The organism is Alteromonas gracilis, from assembly GCF_036870955.2.
Taxonomy (GTDB): domain Bacteria; phylum Pseudomonadota; class Gammaproteobacteria; order Enterobacterales; family Alteromonadaceae; genus Alteromonas; species Alteromonas gracilis_A.
On the sequence record NZ_CP145482.2, the window covers coordinates 1,879,352 to 1,901,461 of the forward strand.

General features: G+C 45.7%; 17 protein-coding genes and 1 pseudogene. 8 read left to right on the forward strand and 10 right to left on the reverse strand.

Going from position 1 to position 22,110, the window contains the following annotated elements:
* The first annotated feature begins 13 nt into the window (after positions 1-13).
* From yegQ to V6N89_RS09150, 3 genes and pseudogenes are all read left to right on the forward strand, one after another.
* Positions 14-1,360: a tRNA 5-hydroxyuridine modification protein YegQ gene (gene yegQ / locus V6N89_RS09140; RefSeq protein ID WP_346993796.1), complete on the forward strand. Its 1,347-nt coding sequence runs from the start codon at positions 14-16 to the stop codon at positions 1,358-1,360.
* A gap of 3 nt (positions 1,361-1,363) precedes the next feature.
* A complete protein-coding gene (locus V6N89_RS09145) occupies positions 1,364-1,615 on the forward strand; it encodes a YfhL family 4Fe-4S dicluster ferredoxin (protein WP_338517278.1) in 252 nt (83 codons plus the stop codon).
* Between the two features lie 144 nt (positions 1,616-1,759).
* A pseudogene (locus tag V6N89_RS09150) lies at positions 1,760-2,260 on the forward strand (GNAT family N-acetyltransferase).
* A gap of 42 nt (positions 2,261-2,302) precedes the next feature.
* Here V6N89_RS09150 and V6N89_RS09155 read toward each other — a convergent pair.
* The 4 genes from V6N89_RS09155 to V6N89_RS09170 all read right to left on the reverse strand — a co-directional run bounded on the left by V6N89_RS09155 (position 2,303) and on the right by V6N89_RS09170 (position 7,653).
* Positions 2,303-2,941 (reverse strand): hypothetical protein, encoded by a 639-nt coding sequence (locus V6N89_RS09155; RefSeq protein WP_338517279.1) that lies wholly within the window; start codon positions 2,939-2,941, stop codon positions 2,303-2,305.
* Positions 2,938-5,127 (reverse strand): xanthine dehydrogenase family protein molybdopterin-binding subunit, encoded by a 2,190-nt coding sequence (locus V6N89_RS09160; protein WP_346993680.1) that lies wholly within the window; start codon positions 5,125-5,127, stop codon positions 2,938-2,940. The genes V6N89_RS09155 and V6N89_RS09160 overlap by 4 nt, the downstream gene beginning before the upstream one ends.
* 2 nt (positions 5,128-5,129) lie before the next feature.
* Positions 5,130-5,591, reverse strand: coding sequence for a (2Fe-2S)-binding protein (locus V6N89_RS09165; protein WP_346993681.1), 462 nt, complete (start codon positions 5,589-5,591; stop codon positions 5,130-5,132).
* 202 nt (positions 5,592-5,793) lie between these two features.
* A complete protein-coding gene (locus V6N89_RS09170; RefSeq protein WP_338517285.1) occupies positions 5,794-7,653 on the reverse strand; it encodes a serine hydrolase domain-containing protein in 1,860 nt (619 codons plus the stop codon).
* Between the two features lie 149 nt (positions 7,654-7,802).
* Between V6N89_RS09170 and V6N89_RS09175 the strand changes: the two genes are divergently transcribed.
* Positions 7,803-9,980, forward strand: a complete 2,178-nt coding sequence (locus tag V6N89_RS09175) for a winged helix-turn-helix domain-containing protein (RefSeq protein ID WP_346993682.1) — start codon at positions 7,803-7,805, stop codon at positions 9,978-9,980.
* 231 nt (positions 9,981-10,211) lie between these two features.
* Here the strand turns inward: V6N89_RS09175 and V6N89_RS09180 are convergent, their stop codons facing one another.
* From V6N89_RS09180 to rne, 5 genes are all read right to left on the reverse strand, one after another.
* Positions 10,212-11,051 (reverse strand): RDD family protein, encoded by an 840-nt coding sequence (locus V6N89_RS09180; protein WP_338517287.1) that lies wholly within the window; start codon positions 11,049-11,051, stop codon positions 10,212-10,214.
* Positions 11,052-11,144: 93 nt separating this feature from the next.
* On the reverse strand, positions 11,145-11,660 hold the full coding sequence (locus tag V6N89_RS09185; protein WP_338517288.1) for a response regulator transcription factor: 516 nt from the start codon (positions 11,658-11,660) through the stop codon (positions 11,145-11,147).
* A gap of 162 nt (positions 11,661-11,822) precedes the next feature.
* Positions 11,823-13,427: a sensor histidine kinase gene (locus V6N89_RS09190; RefSeq protein ID WP_338517289.1), complete on the reverse strand. Its 1,605-nt coding sequence runs from the start codon at positions 13,425-13,427 to the stop codon at positions 11,823-11,825.
* 116 nt (positions 13,428-13,543) lie between these two features.
* Positions 13,544-14,662 (reverse strand): oxidoreductase family protein, encoded by a 1,119-nt coding sequence (locus V6N89_RS09195; RefSeq protein WP_338517290.1) that lies wholly within the window; start codon positions 14,660-14,662, stop codon positions 13,544-13,546.
* A 139-nt stretch (positions 14,663-14,801) separates the two neighbouring features.
* The gene (rne, locus tag V6N89_RS09200; protein WP_346993683.1) at positions 14,802-18,194 is read right to left on the reverse strand and encodes a ribonuclease E; all 3,393 of its coding nucleotides are present in this window, start codon (positions 18,192-18,194) and stop codon (positions 14,802-14,804) included.
* A 784-nt stretch (positions 18,195-18,978) separates the two neighbouring features.
* Between rne and rluC the strand changes: the two genes are divergently transcribed.
* Together rluC and V6N89_RS09210 are read left to right on the forward strand one after the other, a co-directional pair.
* Positions 18,979-19,926 carry a 23S rRNA pseudouridine(955/2504/2580) synthase RluC gene (gene rluC / locus V6N89_RS09205; protein WP_346993684.1) on the forward strand — a complete coding sequence of 316 codons (948 nt, stop codon included), beginning with the start codon at positions 18,979-18,981 and terminating at the stop codon, positions 19,924-19,926.
* Positions 19,923-20,615: an HAD-IA family hydrolase gene (locus V6N89_RS09210; protein ID WP_338517294.1), complete on the forward strand. Its 693-nt coding sequence runs from the start codon at positions 19,923-19,925 to the stop codon at positions 20,613-20,615. Before rluC ends, V6N89_RS09210 begins: the two co-directional genes overlap by 4 nt.
* On the opposite strand, the gene V6N89_RS09215 is transcribed toward V6N89_RS09210, so the two are convergent.
* Complete coding sequence (locus V6N89_RS09215; RefSeq protein WP_338517295.1) at positions 20,612-21,232, reverse strand: Maf family protein; 621 nt, start codon at positions 21,230-21,232, stop codon at positions 20,612-20,614. The two genes, V6N89_RS09210 and V6N89_RS09215, sit on opposite strands and share 4 nt — an antisense overlap.
* A gap of 166 nt (positions 21,233-21,398) precedes the next feature.
* On the opposite strand from V6N89_RS09215, the gene yceD reads away from it, so the two are divergent.
* Entirely contained in the window at positions 21,399-21,932 is a 534-nt protein-coding gene (yceD, locus tag V6N89_RS09220; RefSeq protein WP_346993685.1) for a 23S rRNA accumulation protein YceD, read from the forward strand.
* 3 nt (positions 21,933-21,935) lie between these two features.
* Positions 21,936-22,106, forward strand: a complete 171-nt coding sequence (gene rpmF / locus V6N89_RS09225; protein WP_012518206.1) for a 50S ribosomal protein L32 — start codon at positions 21,936-21,938, stop codon at positions 22,104-22,106.
* Positions 22,107-22,110: the final 4 nt, after the last annotated feature.

Below are 22,110 nucleotides of genomic sequence, written 5' to 3' on the forward strand. Positions count from 1 at the left end.
CAGTTTACGTAACATGCGTTATGCATTCGCCTATGGCGCTGATGCTGTTTATGCAGGCCAGCCTCGCTATTCGTTACGTGTAAGAAACAACGAATTCAGCTTAGAAAACTTAGAGGTAGGTATAAAAGAAGCCCACGCAATGGGCAAAAAATTCTATGTTGTCAGCAACATTGCACCTCATAACAGTAAAATTAACACCTACCTTAAAGATATTGCCCCTGTAGTTGCGATGAAACCAGATGCGCTAATTATGTCTGATCCTGGGCTAATCATGTTGGTGCGTGAAGCATATCCAGAAATGCCAATACACTTAAGCGTTCAAGCCAATGCCGTGAACTATGCAACGGTAAAGTTTTGGCAAACCCAAGGTATCGAACGCGTGATTTTGTCCCGAGAACTTTCCCTTGAAGAAATCGAGGTAATTAGAGAACAAGTTCCTGACATGGAGCTTGAAGTCTTCGTTCATGGCGCGCTTTGTATGGCGTACTCTGGCCGCTGTCTATTGTCGGGTTACATGAACAAACGCGATCCCAATCAAGGCACTTGCACAAATGCGTGTCGTTGGTCTTACGATGTCAAAAGTGCACAGGAGAATGAAACCGGAGATATTGTTCAAGCAGGTGTAACTCAAGTAGATCCAAACACTGTTATTCCTACCCTTGGCGACGGTGAGCCAAGTACTAACGTGTTTATGCTTGAAGAAAAAGAAAAGCCCGGTGAACTTATGCCTGCATTTGAAGATGAGCATGGCACCTATATCATGAATTCAAAAGACCTACGCGCAGTTCAGCATGTTGAGCGTCTTACCCAAATGGGGGTACACAGCTTAAAAATAGAAGGTCGAACTAAATCTCATTATTACTGCGCCAGAACGGCACAGGTGTATCGCAAAGCCATTGATGATGCGGTGGCGGGCAAACCGTTTGATATGAACTTAATGGCCAGTTTAGAAACCCTCGCGCATCGTGGATACACCGAAGGATTTCTTCGCCGCCATGCCCATCATGCGTACCAAAACTATGAATACGGCCACTCGGTAAGCGACAAGCAGCAGTTTGTGGGCGAGGTGGTGTCGCGATGCGAGACCACAGGTTTTGCCATTATTGATGTGAAAAACAAGTTCTGTGTGGGGCACGCACTTGAATTGATGACACCGCAAGGTAACTTGCATTTCGTACTCGACAGCATGCTTGATAAACATGGCCGTGCTATTGATGACGCCAAAGGCTCGGGTCATCAGGTTAGAATACCCGTACCATCTGATATCGACTTATCATACGCATTATTGTTGAGGAACCTAAGCGAAGGCGTTGATACTCGCAATCCGTTTAAACAAGACAAGCCTCATGCAAAGGGGTAACACGTGGCCCTTAAAATATTAGCTACCTGCATAAATTGTGATATGTGCGAGCCGGAATGTCCGAATCAAGCTATAATTATGGGGGACAAAGTGTTTGAAATTGACCCTGCTCGCTGTACCGAGTGCGTGGGGCATTATGATGCTCCAACCTGTGTAGCGGTTTGCCCAATAGACGTCGTAAAGCCTGATCCACTTTACAGGGAAACCCTCGATGAATTGGCTGATAAGTTCATTGCGCTTACTAGCGAGCTTTGACTAAAAAAGCAGATGCGCTACCTTGCAAAGGCATACTAAGCGCATTTGCTTTTCACTTATGGAAAATGTGTCTTGAATATTTAAGTCAGTAAGGCATCATCAAGGAATAGAAGATTACAAAAATACGAGTGAGGTCATGCGGTTATGGAGACACCAGCTGCGGGGACAACAGGCACAGAGAACACAGTTACGTGGAAAGCGCTTACCTTTGACGAACTGAGCAATAATCAGTTATTTGAGTTACTGAAGTTGCGCGTAGACGTATTCGTTGTCGAACAAACTTGCCCTTATCCTGAGCTGGATGAAAAAGACCGTCACCCCCAAACTCACCACTTGATGGGCATTAAAGACACAGAGTTAGTGGCGTGTGCACGACTTTTACCAGCTAAGCTTGAGTTACCCGTCAGTAAGCATTGGGCGCGTGGCTACGTGTCAATCATTTAGAGGGAAGGGGCTGGTAAACTGCTTATGCAAAGTGCTATCTCACACTGTGAGAATCTGTGGCCAGGTCAAAGTATCGAAATTGGCGCGCAAGAATACCTTAAAGGTTTTTATGAAAGCTTTGGTTTTGAGGCGACGTCTGACATGTATCTTGAGGATGATATTCCGCATATCGATATGATAAGGCCAGCTCACAATGGTTAGTCCATAGTAAGCTGACCTTAAGTTTCGTGTTTTATCGTTAAACTACATACTTTGAGAAGGGCAGTGCGCCCCTGATTTTACCCAAGCTTTTGCAAGTGCTCCCGCTTCTTCCTGCGTGCCAGGCGCTTTCTGTCGGCCCTTGCCGGGATGAAAACCCCAGCCTACTAAGCCATCTTCGGCAATGTGCTTAACTACGGCATCAAGCGATTTTCCACCATTGCGATCAGAGTCTTTCAACTGCGCACAAATCTCGCTCAAGGATTTGCCTAACCATTTTTGCTTAATGGGGGCGGCTTTCCACGGCGCGTGACCGGGCATTGACCACCCTTCTTTCACATCCACATTTTCAGCTCCATGACAGGTACTGCACATCATGCCGGGCACACCAATATCCGCAACGCCACGCTGGACAGGCGGCATGTGAGGCTTTTGTTCATCACCTTGCAATAGCACATCTTCAACATGACAATTAACGCACCTTGGGTGCTGAATGACTTTCCCCAGTTCCTCAAATACCGCTTTGGAATAAGCTTCCTCTGACGTTAGATGTTTAAAATCCTCGGGCGCTTTTAACGAATCGCGCTCATCCTGACTATGATTGTGAGCGTGAACACGCTCAAGCAATGTCGCACCTAGCAGCGTAATTGTGATGAACAGAAGCGTTACTTTGATGTGGTTCATGATGCCTCCTGTGCGCGTCGTATCGCTTTGTTCATCGGGAGGTTGGTGATCATTTGACCTGTTAGTGAACGCCATGCGTTGGCCACAGCAGGACCAATCGGTGGTACGCCTGGTTCTCCGACGCCTGTGGGAGACTCCCCTGATGGAACGATAACCACCTCGACTTCTGGCATAGATGGCATTCGCAATGGGTGATAGGAGTCATAGTTACTTTGTTCAACTATGCCACCTTTGCCAAGCGTTATTTCTTCGTCAAGTATAGCGCCAAGTCCAAATCCAATACCGCCTTCCATTTGTGCTCGCACTATGTCTGGATTAACTGCCAGCCCGCAATCTACCGCACACCATACGCGCGTTACTTTGGGGAGGCCTTCACTATTTTTTGTCACTTCAGCAATTTGTGCGACATAGGTACCAAACGACTTGTGTACCGCTATACCTCGAGCATGGCCAACCGATGTTTTACCAGCACTGTCAGCAAGTGCAACGACTGCATCTAGTACGCCTAAATCTCGAGGTGAGTCTTTTAGCAGCTCTCGACGCCCCTCAACAAGGTCGATTTCAGCTCTTGATAAGGCGTGATCAATGGCTGTCTCTACAACATACGCAGTGTGTGTGTGACCTACTGAGCGCCACCACAATACGGGCACGGGATTGCTCATGGTATGCAACGAAACTTCGCGGTTTGCGACGGCGTAGGGGAAGTCACTCGCACCTTCTACTGATGTTGGATCGATTCCGTTTTGTATCATTTGCTCAAATGGCGAGCCTGCCACAATAGACTGAGTAGCAATAACATGGTGCCACGCACTAATATTTCCTTTGTTGTCGGTTCCCGTGACCACGCGATGCACGGTAAGCGGTCTATACCAACCGCCTTGTACGTCATTTTCGCGTGTCCACATGAGTTTGACAGGAATACCTTTGGGCTGCGTTTTAGCAATTTCTGCAGCTTCTTTAGCAAAGCCACTGGTAGGTTGAGCGCGTCGACCAAATGTACCGCCCCCTAACTGTGTTTTTATTGATACGTGCTCTGGCTTAACACCAAAAACCGACGCTACTGTGCCTTGATCGACAGTTTGAAGTTGACTACCCATCCAAACCTCGACGGTTCCATCTTTATTGGCTCTGACTACCGCGTCCAGTGTTTCCATAGGAGTGTGCGCAAGATAGGGAAAGGTATAAACAGCTTCAAACGTGCTTTGTGCGTTACTAAGCGCTGAACCTATGTCACCATGACTTGTAGCTTTTATTCCTGTACTTTTGGTTTTGTCCACATATTCTTGCGTTATTTCCTCAGTAGAGCGCCTTTCCGCTTTATCCGTATTCCAAGTGAGATCAAGCGCACCTCTACCTCTCATTGCCGCATACGTTGAAGTCGCGACGACCGCAACGCCGCTACTTATTGGGTAGACGCCCAGCACACCAGCAATTTGTTTTGCTTTTGAAGCATCTAGCTGTTTTAGCGTTGCGCCAAAATGGCTAGGGTGTGCTATTGCCGCATAGCGCATGTCAGGCAGCGAGATATCCTGTGTAAACTTGGCGTTGCCATTAGTTTTAACTGCCGTATCAATTTTCGGCACTGTTTTCCCAATATAAATAAATGAATCGGGAGATTTTAGGGCTGGTTTTTGGTTGGGCTCAATTTTTGATGCCGCTTCTGCCAACTCTCCAAAGGATGCTTTTTGGCCTGAGGCGTTGTGATAAACCATGCCTCTATCTACTTTGATACTGCCTGGGCCAACATTCCATTTACTTGCTGCGGCTCTTACCAGGTTGTCGCGCATCATGGCGCCCGCTTTGCGCATTTGCATGTAGCTATTTGCAAGTCCCGTAGAGCCGCCTACACCTTGAATGCCGAATGCGAAATTTTTGTATAGCTCAGAATTGGCAGGTGCATGTTCCGCTTTCATTTGTGACCAGTCTGCATCCATTTCATCAGCAACCAGTGTAGCCATGCCGGTAAACGCACCTTGGCCTATTTCAATGTGTTTTACTATAACCGTAATCGTGTTGTCCGGCTTCAAATGAATATAGGCATTGGGCTGTATAGGAGTCTCTTGACTTGCAACTGCTCGGTTTCGAAGAGGCAAATACAAACCAACAATCAAGCCTGTAGCAACACCGACACTTGCTTTTAAGAATTGGCGGCGATCAAAAACTGCTTTTTCTTGTGACACATGCATGGTTATGCCTCCAATTCAGCAGCAGCATTTTTGATAGCTTGACGTATGCGCACATAAGTGGCGCACCTGCAGAGGTTGCTTACCATGCCTGCGTCAATATCTTCATCCGTGGGGTTGGGCTTTTTCGTAAGCAAGTCTACTGCGCTCATTACTTGGCCTGACTGGCAAAAGCCGCACTGCGGTACATCTAAAGATTCCCACGCTTTCATTACGGCAGCTGCTGTCTTGTTATCTACTCCTTCAATAGTAGTGACAGTGCTATTGTTAACGGCACTGATGGGAGTAACACAAGAGCGAACGGCATTTCCATTAAGGTGCACAGTACACGCACCACATTGTGCTTTACCGCACCCATATTTAGTGCCTGTCATGTTAAGTTCATCACGCAATACCCAAAGCAGCGGCGTTTGACCGTCTACTTCTAGTTCGCGCTCATCACCATTTATGCGCATCGAAATCTTCATAATGTCTCCGGGCTTTTTTGTCAGACTGCGACAAACATTGTTTTGTGTGTGATTAGTGAACTGCTGCTAATCGAGGTAATACTAAAGCGCCCGTAAAGTATGAGCGCATTAGATTAGTAAGAAAGAAAATAACTTCTTAAAGTACAGTTAATATACTGGCTACGTGTGCACTGCATATAAGTTCATTGGTTGAGTGCATTAATCAAGCCCAAGTGCGCAAACCAAGGACGCCAAACCAGCCCAGGTAAATGACAACAATTGCATTTGCAACAATAAATGCCGAACTCACAAATCGTGTTGTTGTACGGTTAAACAGTGCATAGTGAGTTACCAGCTTCCAGAATGCGAACAAGGTGGTGGGTACAAGCAAAATACTGCTTATCATTAGTCCAACTGAAACAAAGGTTACCGAGCCTAAACGGGGGATTGGGGCGAGTAAGCCAGCAGTTAAGCATCCTATAAAGATCCATGTTATTAGCACACAACACACTAGGCTCAAATACAGGTTTCTTTGGTCTGGGGAGGTATAGCGCCCCTTGTATGCACGAACTAGCCATATAAGAGTAAATGGAAGGAGTAGCAACGCCAATAAAAGCCATATTGCGCCTACAAACTTATCAGACCATGCATCAAACGCTGATATTTTTTTAAAGACCCGATCTCCATAATGAAGCACATCACCCAGCACGGGGTCTTGAGCAAATATCGCAACCACATGCCCCTTATTATTGATAAGTCGCCCGTCTTGTCGATAGCGTAATTCGCGCTTCCAGCCAGCGAATACAGCGCTCGAAAACACGGTGTGTGTGGGTGTAATACTCAGTAGGTAAGGGGAGATGAGCCTCTCAAGAAACCAACGAACTTGATTTCGGGGGTTATGATAACGATAGTAACCCTCAAGCGTATCAGGTAAAACAGCGCCTTGGCTTTCTACCGTCGAATCGTTTGGTTTGACTGTAGTTACTAAGTGCTTATCTGCTAAGTACTTATGCAGCACATTCACAATTTGTCTAAATGCCGCGTCGTTATCGCTGTTTTGCAACACCACAAAACCTGATTGGTGAGCAGGCAAATAAGCGAGTTCAGAGCGCCATCCTCGAAAAGCGCCATCGTGACCGCGATAAAGCCAGCCATCATAAAAGCGAGCGTGATTAAAAATACCGTACCCAGACTCAAAATAACCCAAATTGGTAGTGTACGAATGCTCTACTCGTTCATAAAGTTCGTTACTAAATAACCTGTTATCGCGTTTAACCATGGCTTTGAGCAGCTCAGTCATATCTGCAATGTTCATGGTTACGTTTCCCGCGTACGACATCAGCACAGGCTTATACCTGCGAGGGTTCTGTTGATTGTCATACCCTAATGCGACGTTTTTCGGATAGTTTTCAAAACTCGTATTCTTAATGCCAATAGGAGAAAGAATGTATTGCTTCGCATAGGAAGAAAAGGGCATACCTGTTATGCGTTCAACAATTAACGCTGCCACGGCTGCAGCGGTGTTAGTGTATGCATGTCTCGTACCCGGCGGCCACCGAGAACTACGACTATTGGGGTTTACCGCTAAAGCCTCTTTCAGCGAAACATTCAACGTATTGTCAAAGGCGTACTCGCGTAAAGACATATCATCCCAGCCAGTGGTATTTTCGAGTAAGTGTTTGACCTTGAGTGGATGAGTGGTGCGCCATGCATTTTCAAATGCTAAGTCTGGCAGCAGCGTATTGACCTTGTCGTCCAAACTGACCTGCTGTGACTCAACCAACTGCATTACCGCTATGCCCACAATCATTTTACTTACTGAGGCAATCCGGTATTTGGTACTGCGCGTTGCAGGGTGTTGGTTTTCAATATCCGCGAAACCAATAGTATTAATATGCGTGTCGGTATTGGGCGTAATAAGCGCATACGCCACGGACGGTACGTCATATCGCTCAGCAATTTTTGCAATGTCTTTATCAAGCTTACTTAAATCTTGGGCGCTATTTGCTGACACTGATGTAAATATCATCAAGAGTAACAGCAGTATTGATGGTGTGTGGGTTGCCGGGGTAATTGGCTGCAAAAGTTTCTCCTTAAAGATTCAGGTAACAAGAGGCACTTTCACGGTAATAGGGGTAAGCGGAGATGTTGTAGAAAACTTTTGTTATCTCTTGTTATGGGGTATAACAAATGTAGTGTTCACAAAAAGTCACATCACTAACCTATTAATTTATGTATAAAAAATCAAAAAATAGTGTCGTATACCAATTCGGTGATTTTACGTTGTGTCCTGCAAGTGAACGGCTTTATCTGGGTTCACAGATCATTAAATTAGAGCCTCAGCTTTATTCGCTTCTGTGGCTTTTTGTACAGCACCCTACAGTTATCGTGTCGCGGGACACCATTGAACGTGAAGTATGGATGAGAAGGCTGGTTACCGATGAGTCGATACGAGCAGCGCTTAAAAAGCTCAGAGACTGCTTAGGGGATGATGCTCGCGCGCCAAGATATTTGAAAACCATTCCTCGACAGGGATACAAGTGGTTGTCACCCGTTACAATCACTGAACGCGATATACTAGACGATAAAGATAGCGATAAAACTAGTCGGCCTAGCAATGTGAAGCGAGTGACAATAGGCGTTTTTGTTTTATTTGCGGTTGGTTTTACCGCATTAACGTTGCTCGAAAACGGAAGTAAGCATGCCAACCCGAGTCAAACAGGGGTCACTGTAACTCAGATGACAGCCTTAACGGGCTCTGAAGTTAATGCAGATTTTCACCAACCCACGAATAAGTTGGCATTCTTATTTCGAGAAACTAAGTCAAGCCCACAGCAGCTTTATATTAAGCGTTTCAATGACAACAGTGTTACTAGGCTTAGCTGGGATAATGCTAATTACAGTGACAGCCATTGGTCTGCCGATGGAAGCAGACTCGCTTTTACGCGGTTGCTCGATGGTCGGTATGGTTTTCACATTTCTTCTTTTTCTGATAATGGGGATGTCGAGCAGGTCGAAACATTGCTATCAAGCGAGTTTGATGGAAAATTTATTATTGGCTGGCTGCATAATGACGCGGGCTTACTACTGGCTGAAAAACTGAGTGATAGTAAAGTCCATGGCATATTTGCTTATAACTTTGAACAAGAAACAATGGTAAAGCTTACCAGTCCAAATGTGTCTGGCCGCGGTGACTATAATGCCGCGTTATCTGAAGACGGCAAATGGCTCGCGCTGTTGCGTGAAGAGGTGGCTAAAGAAGCGACGCTCATCGTTATTAATCTTGAAACTGGGGATGTTGCAGGAAAAAGCGTACTTCCGTTTGTGCCCAGTCGACTTGTTTGGCACGAAAACGCATACGTTGTCATGACCAGTTTTTTTGGCGATCATGCCCGTTTTTCTCTAGTATCGAACAGCCTTACAAAGGCCGTGGCGCTACCTGAAAACACCCTTGATGTATTCGCTACGTGTGGGGCTAGGTGTTACGTAATGCGGCAACACAATGGAAATTTCCTTGATCTGCAAGAAATGCCACTTGCTGCTTTGGTAACAGACAGCAGCAGTAAGAATATCGCTCCACTACTTCAGAGTGGTCGGTTGCTCAAGCGAGCAGGGGCGCAGGACTTTCCTCAGTATTTTTCTAAATCGCAGGGGGTGTTTTTTGTCACACTAAAGGGCAGAGAACAACGCTTTCAAGTAATGACATCTGAACGGGCGACGGTAGACGTTGCTAGGTTAGATGCGAAATACACGATAAACGCGTTGGCTCTTTCACCAGATGAACGTCATTTTGTTGGCATTAGTGACGGGAGAATCTTTCACGGTTCAGCTCAAAACGGTTCACAAAAGGCGATTTCCGGCAAGGTAGACAAAACACCACCATTGGTGAAGTTTCTTACAACTTCATTAACACGATATGAGAATCCCTTTTGGGCTCAAGATAGCCAACATCTCTATGTCACTGAGATTACAGATAACATTCCCCGAGTGGTTAAACTGAATACGTCGTCACTCGAATCTATGCCTGTCGTTGATAACATGCTTGCGTTTAAGTTATCTGACGAAGATGCTTCTAAGGCGTATGGCGTTACGCCCACGCTCGACCTTGTAAGTTTGCAGCAACACGATGGGGTTTGGCTTACTCAACGCAACTGGGGCCGAGTCCCCTCTGCAAGTCCCAACCGTTGGCTTGTAAGTAAAGGTGATATTTATTACACCAAACATGCTATGCCAGAAGCATTTTTGTGTAAGAAATCACAAGCGCACGACATGGTTGAAAGTGAAGACACGTGTTGGTCTATTGGCGACAACCGCTTTCGATTGCAATTCGATTTAGATAGTCAGCAACAAAACCTTGTATTAGTCGAATCGTTGGGCGCTCAAAGTGACATAATAAAACTTCAGTGGTAAGTGTGATAAACACGCTAGCTAGCGGCTATTAATGTTCTGTTAATCTTCTATTAATGTTGCGCCAATGATTCTGAAAGAAGAGAGAAGTATAATGAACTCATGGATGCGAGAGTATTCATTAGTGTGTTCTCCTTGACCCAGACTATGTGGTCATTCGATACCCTATACAGGTCGTCCCAAGCCTAAAAGGGTTGTGTGTTAGCCCAGTATTGTGTACTGGGCTTTTTTTGACTAGCTTGTTGCGTCAATGACGAGAGTTTCTGAAATTTTATCTTGAATAGCTTGGCGGTTTGGGTCCCAGCAAATTTGAAGGAACCCTAATAAGCCAGTGGCAAGGCCAGCGCCATAGCCGCCATACCTGCCAAAGCTTTCCCACAATGATAAACCGCTACCATCAAGTTTTAGCACTCGTATATTCATTACACGTTTACCAGGCGTTTTTCCATTAAACCAAGCTGTGAACACGCTGTAGTATAGTGCGGCCCAACCAAACCCTAAGCCAAGTTCAGCAATTATGCCTTTTGTCCATTCGACAATGCTGTATGGAGAATTTTGGCTCGTTGATGGCATATCTGCTTCATTGTCTACGTAATCTATGTAGTCTGCGTTGATTGACGTGTCAGTTTGTAGGCTAGGGTTATCGACGGCAACATCTAGTGCGAGTAACAGCGTCCAAAACAACATAATGGTGCCACCCACTTTTAGACACACGCGGGTAGTGCGTCTGCTTGCATTGTGCGTCAGGTTATTACTTGCCTTATAGAAAGTAGCCGTGGCAATAATACAAAGGAACAACGCGTTTAGCGAGCTTAACAATGCCACACATAAAAGGTCGATACACTGCGCTGTGCCGCGCTGAAATGGTGTGGCCAAGCGTTTACCTAACAACGCGTCGGCTACACCAAAAGCATAGGGTGTGACTATGTCTTTTCTTTCTGCTGTGATAGCTGAATCGGCGCCTGTAAAGCCCATGGTAAGATCCTGAGTAGAGGCCTGTGTAGTCTCCTGACTGACACCGTGTTCAACATCTGCGTTTTCATTGGGGGGTATGTTTTTTACTTCTCGTGGCATAGAACTTCCATTTTCAACGGCAAAGAGCTAACCCCATTACTCTACACCGTTGTTCGTGCCAATTTAATCTTTAAATCGACTTTTAGCCTATGCCTATTTTGTAGCTAGGCGGTAGCCATTACCTCTTAACGTTTCGATATGAAGTGAATCGCATTCGCTGAGCTTCTGGCGAAGTCGACTAATATACACATCAACCACATTTGTGAGGGGATCGCTATGGCTTCGCCAAACACGACTTAAAATCCTCTCTCTAGAGAGTACTTTCCCAGCATTTTCGACGAAGTAGTATAAGGTATCGTACTCTAATTTCGTTAAGCTAAGCTCTTCGCCATTCAATTTGGCAATTCTAGATTCTTCGTCTATTACTAGTGGGCCAACGGCAAGTAGGTCTTTTTCAACTGAAACATTCACGCGCCTGCTCAGGGCTGCAATACGCGCTAGCAGTTCATCGAAATCAAATGGCTTGCACAAGTAATCATCAGCACCTTGCTTTAAACCATTAACCCGTTCTTTCACATCGTCAACGGCAGTCAAAAGGAGCACCATAGGGGCGTTTGGCACGCTTTTTATAGAGCTCAATAGCTCTACACTATCTTCATCACCAAACATGCGGTCTAGAACAGCAATGGCTTAGCGTTTCCTGCCTGATGCGTGTCACCAAGTTATGTAAATTGCTTTCCTCTACACACTCGTAACCCTCTGCTGAAAGTCCTCTTGATATGAAACGCAATAGCGGGGCTTCGTCGTCAGCGATTAGAATTTTCATTTTGGTTACTTCTCTTGGTTGTTGTCGACGTTATGCTGAACAGGTATTTCTGTTGGCGCACGTTGGTTTATTGGAAGGGAAAGCGTGAATACGGATCCTTTGCCCAGTGTTGAAGAGGCACTAAGATGACCTGAGTGGGCTTCTGCAATGGCCTTAGCTATCGAGAGGCCTAACCCCATGCCGTCCCCCTTACGCTTAAGCCTGACAAATCGCTCGAAGATATGGGCGAGGTCACTTGATGAAATACCGTCACCGCTATCAACAACATTCATATGTACATCACCTTTGCTAGTTGTTACTTCAAGGGTGATAGGTGCTTCGGGATGTGAATATTTGTGAGCGTTTTCAATTAGTATGGTTAACGCCTGGATAACACGGCCTTCATCAATAAATATGTGAAGAGGGGTGTTAGGGCCCCAATTAAGAATAAAGTCTCTAGGTTTGGTTACTTTCTGCCACAGATTGGTTTGCTGCTGAAGTAAGGCCTGTAAATCGCACTTTCCTATGTCAAGGTTAAACTCGTGCATCTCAGCGCGCGCGAGTAACAGCAAGTCATCAACAAGCTTACTTAAGTTTACAGATTGCTCTAATATGGTTTGAAGCGTTTCTTGGTAAATCTCGTTACTGGCAGAATGTTGTCTTAACGTTACTTGTGCTTCACCGCGAATAATGGTGAGAGGTGTTCGTAGTTCGTGGCTGACATCCGCCATAAATTGACGTCGTTTGGCGTCTATTTGTGTTAGTTTGCTGTTTGCTTCCTTTAATGCTCTGGTTCTCGTTTCAACTTCAAATTCAAGCTGTTTTCGATAAGCGGAAGCTTTATCTTCGTGTTCTGAAAGGCGTGCAATCATTGAGTTCAATGCCTTAACTAGGTCAGTAAATTCATCGTCGAGCGTTTCAGGAAGGCGGTATTCGTAGTTGCCAGAAGCAATCGCATCAGTACCCGTTCGAATAACAGTAAGCGGTTGATAGAGCGCGTTGAACAACCAATAACAACCCAACACAATAAATGGGCATGTGATGAGGCCAAGACTTATGGTAAACCACACAATGCTTGAATTAAGTGTTTCTATACGCGCATTTATGTCACTAACCACACGCGTTTGGCGTATTACTGCAGAGTTTATAGACTCCCTGAATTGATTGTCTATTGTCATCTCAAGAAGATTTTGAAGACGCTGCTGCTGATCAAGAGGAGTACGATCATTACTTAATGCAATTGCTCTGAATTCATCAACGATGCTTTGTATAAGCAATTCAAGTTCGTCGGTGTCTTCAACGCTGCCTTGTGTAATTTCTTCTCCCAACGCATCACGCTGCTCTAATTCAAGTTGTTTTATTCGCGCTATCGACTGATTGATTAGCTGCTGTTTTTTGCGAACCTTTGCCTGATTAGCGTTCTTCCCGAAAATAAGTTCATCGGTAAGCTGCTTGAAAAGGCGATAGGAAATGCTCGACAATTGTTGGTGCTCAGAGAGCAACGCCTGGGCGAGCTGACTTTGTGCAAGGTTAGTGCGCGTTAAATGTGCCGATACGGCAGCACTGGCTAGTGCAATCAGTAGAATAAATGTTGAAAGCAGGCCAAATAAATAGAGCTTGCGCTTGTACATAGTAAATTCTTAGCGTTATTGTTTTAACTTTATTTAATCTTGTACGTAAATAAAAAGACAATAGCGCACTATAAGGTCGTGAATTTAAGAAAAATTGCCAGCAAGTGTCACACGGCCTAGCTATCACTTTGGTTAATGCGTTTTAGTGCTTTGTTCGTTTGTAACTGCAATTGTTCATTAATCTTCCAATGCTGGGGGCTCCACCCAGCTAGAAAACGATGAAAGTCAGCACAAGCGACGCTATACAGCTCTCGCCATTCGGCAATAACGTTTTCAATACAGATTTTTGAACAAAGGTGAAAAGAAGATTGGAGGCTCTGAGACAGTGAGTCTGTTTTTTGTGCATCTCTTAAAAGGAAAGCTTCCTTTAACGCTTCGAAATAAACTGTCAGACAGTTCTCTGTATGGTGTTTCTGATCGTCAGCTGAAAGGGCACTTCCAATAAAATATGCGACATCTTTTACGCCAACCCCAAACCCAACATATTGAAAATCAACAGCAGCACACGCGTTGTAAGACTGCGTGAAACAAAAATTTGCTACTTTAGCGTCGCCATGGATAACAGTTTGATAAGTCGCATTTGACAATGACTTGGCTATTTTGAAAGCTGCCTGCTTGAGTGGACTTTCGTCCATAGCGTTGTACTCGTCCTCACGAGTGCCCAAATGCCAATAGCTTCCTTCGTCCCATATTTTGATTTTTCTTTGATTAATCGCGTCTTTTTGCCCTAAGAACTGCGCGTGAAATGCGCCAAGCCATCGCAAAACGACTTTTGCATGGTCAACTGACAGCTTATCTGTTGTTTCCGTGAACCCCACATAAGCCAAATCTTCCATAACCAATACAGTATTATCGCCACACTGATTAACTGCAATACATTGAGGCACTTTACAGTGATCATTGGTTAAAGGCTGTAAATGGCGGTAGAAGTCTACTTCGAATGCGAATGACGCTAACTTCCGCAAATGACCCTTTCGACCATTCCAACCTCTTGGGTGATGCATTTCGTTTGGAGGTGAAGCGCATTTAGCCACTATTCGATGTGGTCCTTCCGAGGCTTCTTCGTGATCTGCCAGATCTTGTGGCTGAAAGGAGTCTCGCTCTTTGGACAATAACGCGCGAAAACAAACGCCGTAGCCGCTCCACAAGGTTTGAATTATTTCCACATCGCTAAGCTTTCCGCGACATGCTGATTCGACTATCTGGATAAAACGACTGTCTACTTTGGCGTTCATAAAACCTTCTTATATCTTGCGCGTTAAATAGCAAGATGACGGTAAATAGAGAGTATGAATGAAAAAGCCGCTTTAAAAGCGGCTTTTTTGTTCGTCTAACCCGGTACCTGAATCAAAGTCCTAGATACCACTTGTTGGATTATTTCTCTTCTTCGGCAGCAGGCGCTTCTTCGGCAACAGTCGTTGCTGAAGGTGCAGTCTCATCTGCGCTTTTCGGCAGTGTTGTTGGCGCTGACGCTTTAGACGACACCTGTGCCATGGCTGCAGTTTTGCCCGAAACCACTAAAGAGGGACGTGCGTCATCAGCTTTTGCTGTAAGTGCAACATCAACGAACGCATCATCTACTGATGCAGGTAGCGTCATTGCATGCGAAGCTCTGCGCTTACCTCTACCGCTGGCCGCTAAACTTGTGCTTATAGCGTTTACTGAGGCAGCATCTGTAGCTTTCGCTGATTCAGACGTTTTTGTTGCTTCTTCGCCGGTTTCAGCTTCTTGTATAGATTCGTCTGCCAAGTTGATTTCAACTTGTTCTGGCGCTTTGACCTCTTCAACGGCGTCTGCCTTTGCAGTATTTTCCGTATCTGACGTATTAGTGTCAGTAGTTGAAGGTTCGTCAACTGGCAACGATTCTGCTTCCACTGAAGGTGCTTTGTCAGCTGAAGGCTCTTCATCCGCTGACGGCTCCTCCGCCGTATTTGCCGATGGGGCATCGTCATTAGACGTTTCGTCTACAGAAGCTTTTTCGTCAGCTGAAGATTTTTTGTCCGCTGAAGGCTCTGCAGCAAGAGGGGCTTCAAACTGAAGTTCATCCTGTACCGCTTCGACATCTACTTTTGCTTCTTCACGCTTCGCTTCTTGAGTAGCAGGCTGTTCATCAGCTGCTTCCAATTTGCCAGGCTCTTGTGCTTGCGTTTCTTCAACCACAGGTTCATTGGCTTTTTGTGGAGCCGCTACTTCTTGCGCAGCACTGGTTGCTGGTGCCTGTGGCTCAAGTGAACCAGGCTGCTTGGCTTGCGTCTCTTCTGCCGCTGCCTGATTGTCAGCTAAACTCTCATCGGTTTGCTGTGCCTCTTTTTTACGGCGTTGTCCAGCAGCACGAACGTGGCGTGGCGAGCGTCTAGAACGTCCACGGCCTTCACGCTTTTGAGATCCATCGTCACTGTTTGCTTCTTTTGAATCCACCGCTGGCGCGTCGTTTAGCGTCTCATCAGATGTGGCTTTTACATCATTGTCAGCTACTTTTTGCGCTACTTCTTTAGTGTCTTCTTTATGCTCTTGATTGTCTGCGGTAGCCGCTTTCTCCACCTTTGCAGGTTTTTCTTGCTTAGGTTGCTTGGCTTGCTTCGGCTTGCTACCTGCAGCTTTGTGTTGCTGTTCGGTCGCGCCGTTGTCTGTTGCCGACTGCTGTGCTTCAAGATTGTCATTGCCTTGCTGGCCATTGTCATCTTTCTTCACTCTTACGCTGCGGCGTTTATCGCGACGTTTTCTGCGCTCTGCAACTTCACGCTTTTTCTGCGTTTGACTCTCTTGCTGTTCGCCATCCTGCTTTTCTTGCTTAGGCTTTTGCTGTTCGTCTCGTTGTTGCTGAGGCTTGCGCTGCTTGCGGCCTTTGTTATTACGCTTGTCGTCTTGCTCTGAACGTTGTTCATTACGCGATTTGCGATTATCTTGCTGCTCGCCATCTTTGCCTTGCTGAGGCTGACCGTTACGACGGTTGTTCTTATTGCGTGGCTTACGACGACGGTCATCGTTGTTTCGATTACGCGTGTTGCTGCCTTTGTTTCTAGGCTGTTGCTTTTTCTCATCAGCAGACGTCTTTTCTTCTTCGCTACCGAAAAGATCGCTAATCCATTTCCCTATGCGAGCAAATACAGAAGGAACGTCGCTTGTACTTGCAGCAGCAGGGGCTTCTTTAGGTGCGACCACAGGTGCTGCTGTGGGCGCTACTAGACCTTTAAGCGCAGGCTCTTCGCGTTTAACCGGCGTTGCTGTAGTTGCTTCTACTTCTGCTTCAACCGCAGGCATTAATTCAACTTCATAACTTGCGTCAGAAACAACATCGTCCGGGCGACGACGTAATACTTGGTAATGCGGCGTATCTAGGTTTGCGTTAGGAATAAGAAGCAGATTTACGCCGTGGCGCTTTTCAAGTAGCTGGATAGATTTGCGCTTTTCATTGAGCAGGTATGTTGCTACAGGGACAGGAAGCTGTGCCTCAATTTGCCCTGTATTCTCTTTAATACTTTCTTCTTCAAGAATACGTAAAATCGATAGTGCTAGTGATTCAGTGCCACGAATTGTACCGTGACCTGAACAGCGTGGGCACACGTGGTGCGCTGATTCGCCAAGCGAAGGACGTAGGCGCTGACGCGACATTTCTAATAAGCCAAAGCGAGAGATTCGGCCTAATTGAACACGAGCTCTGTCACTGCGAACCGCATCTTTCATACGGTTTTCAACTTCACGCTGGTGGCGCACAGGTGTCATGTCAATAAAGTCAATAACAACAAGACCGCCGAGGTCGCGTAAACGAAGTTGGCGAGCAATTTCGTCTGCGGCTTCTAAGTTAGTGTTTAGTGCGGTTTCTTCAATATCACCGCCTTTAGTAGCGCGCGCAGAGTTAATATCAATTGACGTCAGTGCTTCTGTTGGGTCGATAACAATAGAACCACCCGATGGCAGGCGAACTTCACGCTGGAAAGCCGATTCAATTTGGCTCTCAATTTGGTAGTGACTGAAAAGTGGTACTTCGCCACGGTAAAGTTTAACGCGGTTAGCGAAATCAGGGCGCACAAGCTGAATGTGCTGTAGTGCTTGTTCGTAAATACTGGTTTTATCGATAAGGATTTCGCCAATGTCACGACGCAAATAATCGCGGATAGCGCGAACAATTACGTTACTTTCCTGGTGAATAAGGAAAGGGGCTTCACGTTCTTCTGCTACCTCTGAAATTGCTTCCCAGTGTTTAAGTAAGACCTTTAAATCCCACTCCAACTCTTCATAAGACTTGCCAACCCCAGCAGTACGCACAATTAGACCCATACCGTCAGGAAGGTCAAGCTTATTTAGCGACTCTTTAAGTTCAGTGCGCTCATCACCTTCAATGCGACGTGAAATACCGCCTGCACGAGGGTTATTTGGCATAAGTACAAGGTAGCTTCCTGCTAGCGATAAAAACGTTGTTAGTGCTGCGCCTTTTTGGCCACGTTCTTCTTTATCAATCTGAATGATAACTTCTTGACCTTCCTTGATAACATCTTTGATGTTAGGACGGCCTTCAAATTTATAACCTTTAGGGAAGTAGGTGCGGGCAATTTCTTTTAGAGGTAGGAAACCGTGACGCTCTGCGCCGTAGTCGACAAAAGCGGCTTCTAGGCTGGGCTCTACGCGGGTTATTTTACCTTTGTAGATATTCGCTTTCTTTTGTTCGTGCCCTGGACTTTCAATATCTAAATCGTACAACCGCTGCCCATCTACGAGGGCAACGCGCAACTCTTCTTGCTGAGTTGCATTAATCAACATTCTTTTCATTGTATCTAACTCTGTTTTAGTACAGCCGTTACGACACAAAATTAAAGTGACATGTGCAAACCCTCACCGCGCAACCTCACGGCTGGACGGGGACCTTGTTGTAACGTCGCATTATCCCTGGTGGGTGATCGAGGCACTCTTCTATAGTGCGTGTATCATACCAACGAAAAGAGGTGCAAACTTGCTGTCGGCACGTTGACATTGTCTCGTCACACTGCTTTAAGGATGTCGGGAGCGACTAGCCCTTATTACTCTGTTCTTTATAACAAGCGAATTTAATGCTTTTCGCTTATTTGTCATTTAATTCTGTTAGCTAAACGGCAAACTTATTTTATGTTCGCAAGCAATGATTTCGCTTTATTTACGGCAGTGTAGTCGTTGCCTCTCTAGCGGGGTCGGTATGAAAGTTCTTTCATTGCTGATGCCACCGACGCTCAAACCATGCTTTTTCGTTTACAAGTTAAAACAACACACAGTTTTTTGAGTGTTGTTGTTTCGGTCTTGTTATTGTTTTTATTGACGATGAATTTTACGTAGCGGTCAGTTGGTTTTTGTACCTTTTGCGACCGTAATTGTTACGTAAAGTTATCCGTGTAAAAAACATCGACAATTATCGCACCAAAATGCGCAGTTAAGCAAGGACAGCACTTGAATAAATCACACTTATTCTTATTAATGGGCACTAAAATAACCGTCTTGGTCAAAAAAAACGCTGAAACAATAATTTTACTCAAAATTGAAGTTTCAGTGTGTGGACGAATAAGCATTAAGGTATACTTGGCGAATGAAAGATGAAGCACCTCAAAAAGTTCGTTTTGTAACGATAGAAGCTGACCTTGTAGGTCAACGAATTGACAATTTCTTGCGCACACAGCTAAAAGGCGTTCCTAAAAGCATGATTTATAGAATTCTGCGAAAGGGGGAAGTACGTGTCAATAAAGGACGTGTTAAGCCTGAGTACAAACTGCGAGCTGACGATTTAATAAGAATTCCGCCCGTTAGGGTATCGGAAGGGGCGCCAGCGCCTTCACCAAAATTAGATAAAATTGCTGCGTTAGAGTCTCATATATTATTTGAAGACGACCGACTACTGGTTATCAACAAACCTTCCGGTATGGCTGTACACGGTGGCAGTGGCCTAAGTTTTGGTCTTATTGAGGGGCTTCGTGCCTTGCGCCCTGATGCTAAGTTTATGGAATTGGTTCACAGGTTAGACCGAGACACGTCTGGATGTATTCTGATTGCAAAAAAACGTTCAGCGCTTCGACATATGCATGAGCAACTTCGAACGGGTAAAATGGACAAACGTTACAATGCGTTGGTCGCTGGCGAATGGCCCAAAAACCGTTTCAAAGTTAAAGCGCCTCTTCGAAAAAATATTTTGCAGTCGGGTGAACGCATGGTGAGTGTGAGTGATGACGGCAAACCTTCAGAAACCCGATATCGCATTTTAGAAGAATATGCTGGGGCTACATTAGTTGAGGCATCACCTATCACGGGGCGAACTCATCAAATTCGTGTACATTGTTTGCACGCGGGACATCCTATTGCATGTGATCCCAAATACGGTGTCAGTGAATTTGACAATGCTATGCGACAAAAAGGGTTGAACAGACTGTTTTTGCACGCGCGCAGCATTTCTTTATTGCACCCTGCGAATGAAGATCGCGTTACGTTTACGGCACCACTAGACAAAACACTTTCCGCTACGCTAAAAGCACTTGAAGTATGAATATAAAGGCTAAGCAAAACACCGTTACAAGCAAGCTTGTTGCGCGTTACAAACTTGTGATCTTTGATTGGGACGGCACCCTGATGGACTCTGCAGACAAAATTGTTAACTGTATGCAAAGTGCGGCAAGGCTGTGCGATATGCCTATTCCCTCTTACGAAGAAGTGGGACATATTATAGGTATTAGCCTTAAACCAGCGATAAAGCAGCTTTTCAACATTTCCGACGATGCGTTAGCTGAGCAGCTTGTGCAAGCTTACAAAGATGCGTTTATCTCCAGCGACAGCACGCCATGTCCACTGTTTGAGGGCGTCGTGCCCATGTTAGACACGTTGAAAAACGCACAGTGTACTCTTGCTGTTGCGACAGGAAAAGCAAGAAGAGGGCTTGATAGAGCATGGGCACAGACTAATACAGGGAATTACTTTAGTGGTTCGCGTACCGCTGACGAAGCCGAGTCTAAACCGTCACCAGATATGTTGCTTCAGCTTTTGGATGAGCTGGGCTTTGCCCCTGAAGAAGCGGTCATGATTGGCGATACCACCTATGACATGCAAATGGCTAAAACCATTGGTATGGATAGAATTGGGGTATCGTATGGTGTGCATGCGCAAGTGCATTTAGAAGCTCTAGCGCCTGTCGCAATGGTTCACTCAATAAAAGAGTTAGAACGCGCGCTGCTTTGTTAACGCGCGGCCAATGCCAGCAGGTCTACCTCAAAGTGTGTTGATAGCAAATCATTGAGTAACATAATGGGTAGGCCGATCAGGCTGTTGGGATCGCGGCTTTCAATGCGCTCAAAGAGCAACACGCCCATACCTTCGCTTTTAAAGCTTCCAGCACAATCAAGCGGCCGTTCTTTTTCCACATAAGCTCGCAGCGCGTCTCTGGAGTTGTGCCTAAATACCACCTTTATTTTTTCTACTTCAGTGACGGTAGTGTTTGACGAAGCGCGATGAAGACAAATTGCCGTGTGGAAAGTAACGGTTTTCCCTCTGCACGCGACAAGTTGTTCTACGGCGTTGTCGACAGTATGGGGTTTACCTAGTAATTGTGGCCCCTCAGGCGTTTCGACTAAAGCGACTTGGTCGCTCCCCACAATAATGTGGTTATCGAATGTACCTGCATGCTGCTGTGCGACTTTTTGTGCTTTTTGCCGCGCTAAACGTAAGCTCAATGCGGTTGCGGTCTCTGAAGGAAGAGGGGTTTCATCGATATCAGGTGCGCAAGTTTCTGCATGTATACCTATATTAGCAAGTAACATTTTGCGATACTGAGACGAAGAAGCGAGAACAAGGCTAGTCACTGAATTTCCTTTGTGTAGTAACGTACTGATGCAACAGAATGTTGTACATCGTTTTCATAGCCATAATGTTACTTTATAACGGTTGGCGATTAATAGTGCTTTATTCCTTGTGAAATCACAATTTTGCTTTGACACAAAGGGGTTGACCCTATATCATGCGCGCCCTATGCAGAAAGTGAAACTCCCTCATTCGGTTGAACCGACTAAAAGTGCCATGAAACGTTCCGATTACCGGGGCGTGATTGCGTCTAAAGATATGGAACGATTGAGCGAGGCGGTTGTCCGATGCAATGACTATGTGGACGCAGAAGTACAGTTCGAAAAAGACGCGCAGGGTCTTACTGTCTTTCACGGCCGCTTAGCCACGCAGGTTACACTTATCTGTCAGAGGTGTAATGGTGAACTCGATTATCCCGTGCAAGCGGAATTCTGTTTTACTCCAGTGCAGGGAGAAGAACAGGAAAGCGATGACATCATTCCCGAGGCTTACGAGTCGGTAGAGGTCAACGACCATGGAGAAGTTAATCTGCTTCAAATTTTTGAAGACGAGCTACTATTATCATTGCCCATTGTGCCCCTTCATGCAGAGTCGGAGTGCAAGGTAAAGCAAGATGATATGTCGTTTGGAAAGATTGAACCGGAACAAGAGCGACAAAACCCATTTGCGGTTTTGAAAGAACTTAAGCGAGACCAGGAGTAAGTTATGGCAGTACAACAAAATCGTAAAACGCGTTCTAAGCGCGGTATGCGTCGCTCACACGATGCATTGACAGGCGCGACTTTGTCTGTCGATTCAACGTCGGGCGAAACTCACCGTCGTCACCACGTGACCGCTGACGGTTATTATAAAGGCAAGAAAGTAATCGGCGCTTAAGTCG

Excerpts from the sequence above, each read along its gene's own strand:
- yegQ (WP_346993796.1), top strand. The coding sequence starts at position 14 with ATGCGTTATGCATTCGCCTATGGCGCTGATGCTGTTTATGCAGGCCAG.
- V6N89_RS09155 (WP_338517279.1), bottom strand. The coding sequence starts at position 2,941 with ATGAACCACATCAAAGTAACGCTTCTGTTCATCACAATTACGCTGCTA.
- V6N89_RS09160 (WP_346993680.1), bottom strand. The coding sequence starts at position 5,127 with ATGCATGTGTCACAAGAAAAAGCAGTTTTTGATCGCCGCCAATTCTTA.
- V6N89_RS09165 (WP_346993681.1), bottom strand. The coding sequence starts at position 5,591 with ATGAAGATTTCGATGCGCATAAATGGTGATGAGCGCGAACTAGAAGTA.
- V6N89_RS09175 (WP_346993682.1), top strand. The coding sequence starts at position 7,803 with ATGTATAAAAAATCAAAAAATAGTGTCGTATACCAATTCGGTGATTTT.
- V6N89_RS09180 (WP_338517287.1), bottom strand. The coding sequence starts at position 11,051 with ATGCCACGAGAAGTAAAAAACATACCCCCCAATGAAAACGCAGATGTT.
- V6N89_RS09185 (WP_338517288.1), bottom strand. The coding sequence starts at position 11,660 with ATGTTTGGTGATGAAGATAGTGTAGAGCTATTGAGCTCTATAAAAAGC.
- V6N89_RS09190 (WP_338517289.1), bottom strand. The coding sequence starts at position 13,427 with ATGTACAAGCGCAAGCTCTATTTATTTGGCCTGCTTTCAACATTTATT.
- V6N89_RS09195 (WP_338517290.1), bottom strand. The coding sequence starts at position 14,662 with ATGAACGCCAAAGTAGACAGTCGTTTTATCCAGATAGTCGAATCAGCA.
- rne (WP_346993683.1), bottom strand. The coding sequence starts at position 18,194 with ATGAAAAGAATGTTGATTAATGCAACTCAGCAAGAAGAGTTGCGCGTT.
- rluC (WP_346993684.1), top strand. The coding sequence starts at position 18,979 with ATGAAAGATGAAGCACCTCAAAAAGTTCGTTTTGTAACGATAGAAGCT.
- V6N89_RS09210 (WP_338517294.1), top strand. The coding sequence starts at position 19,923 with ATGAATATAAAGGCTAAGCAAAACACCGTTACAAGCAAGCTTGTTGCG.
- yceD (WP_346993685.1), top strand. The coding sequence starts at position 21,399 with ATGCAGAAAGTGAAACTCCCTCATTCGGTTGAACCGACTAAAAGTGCC.
- rpmF (WP_012518206.1), top strand. The coding sequence starts at position 21,936 with ATGGCAGTACAACAAAATCGTAAAACGCGTTCTAAGCGCGGTATGCGT.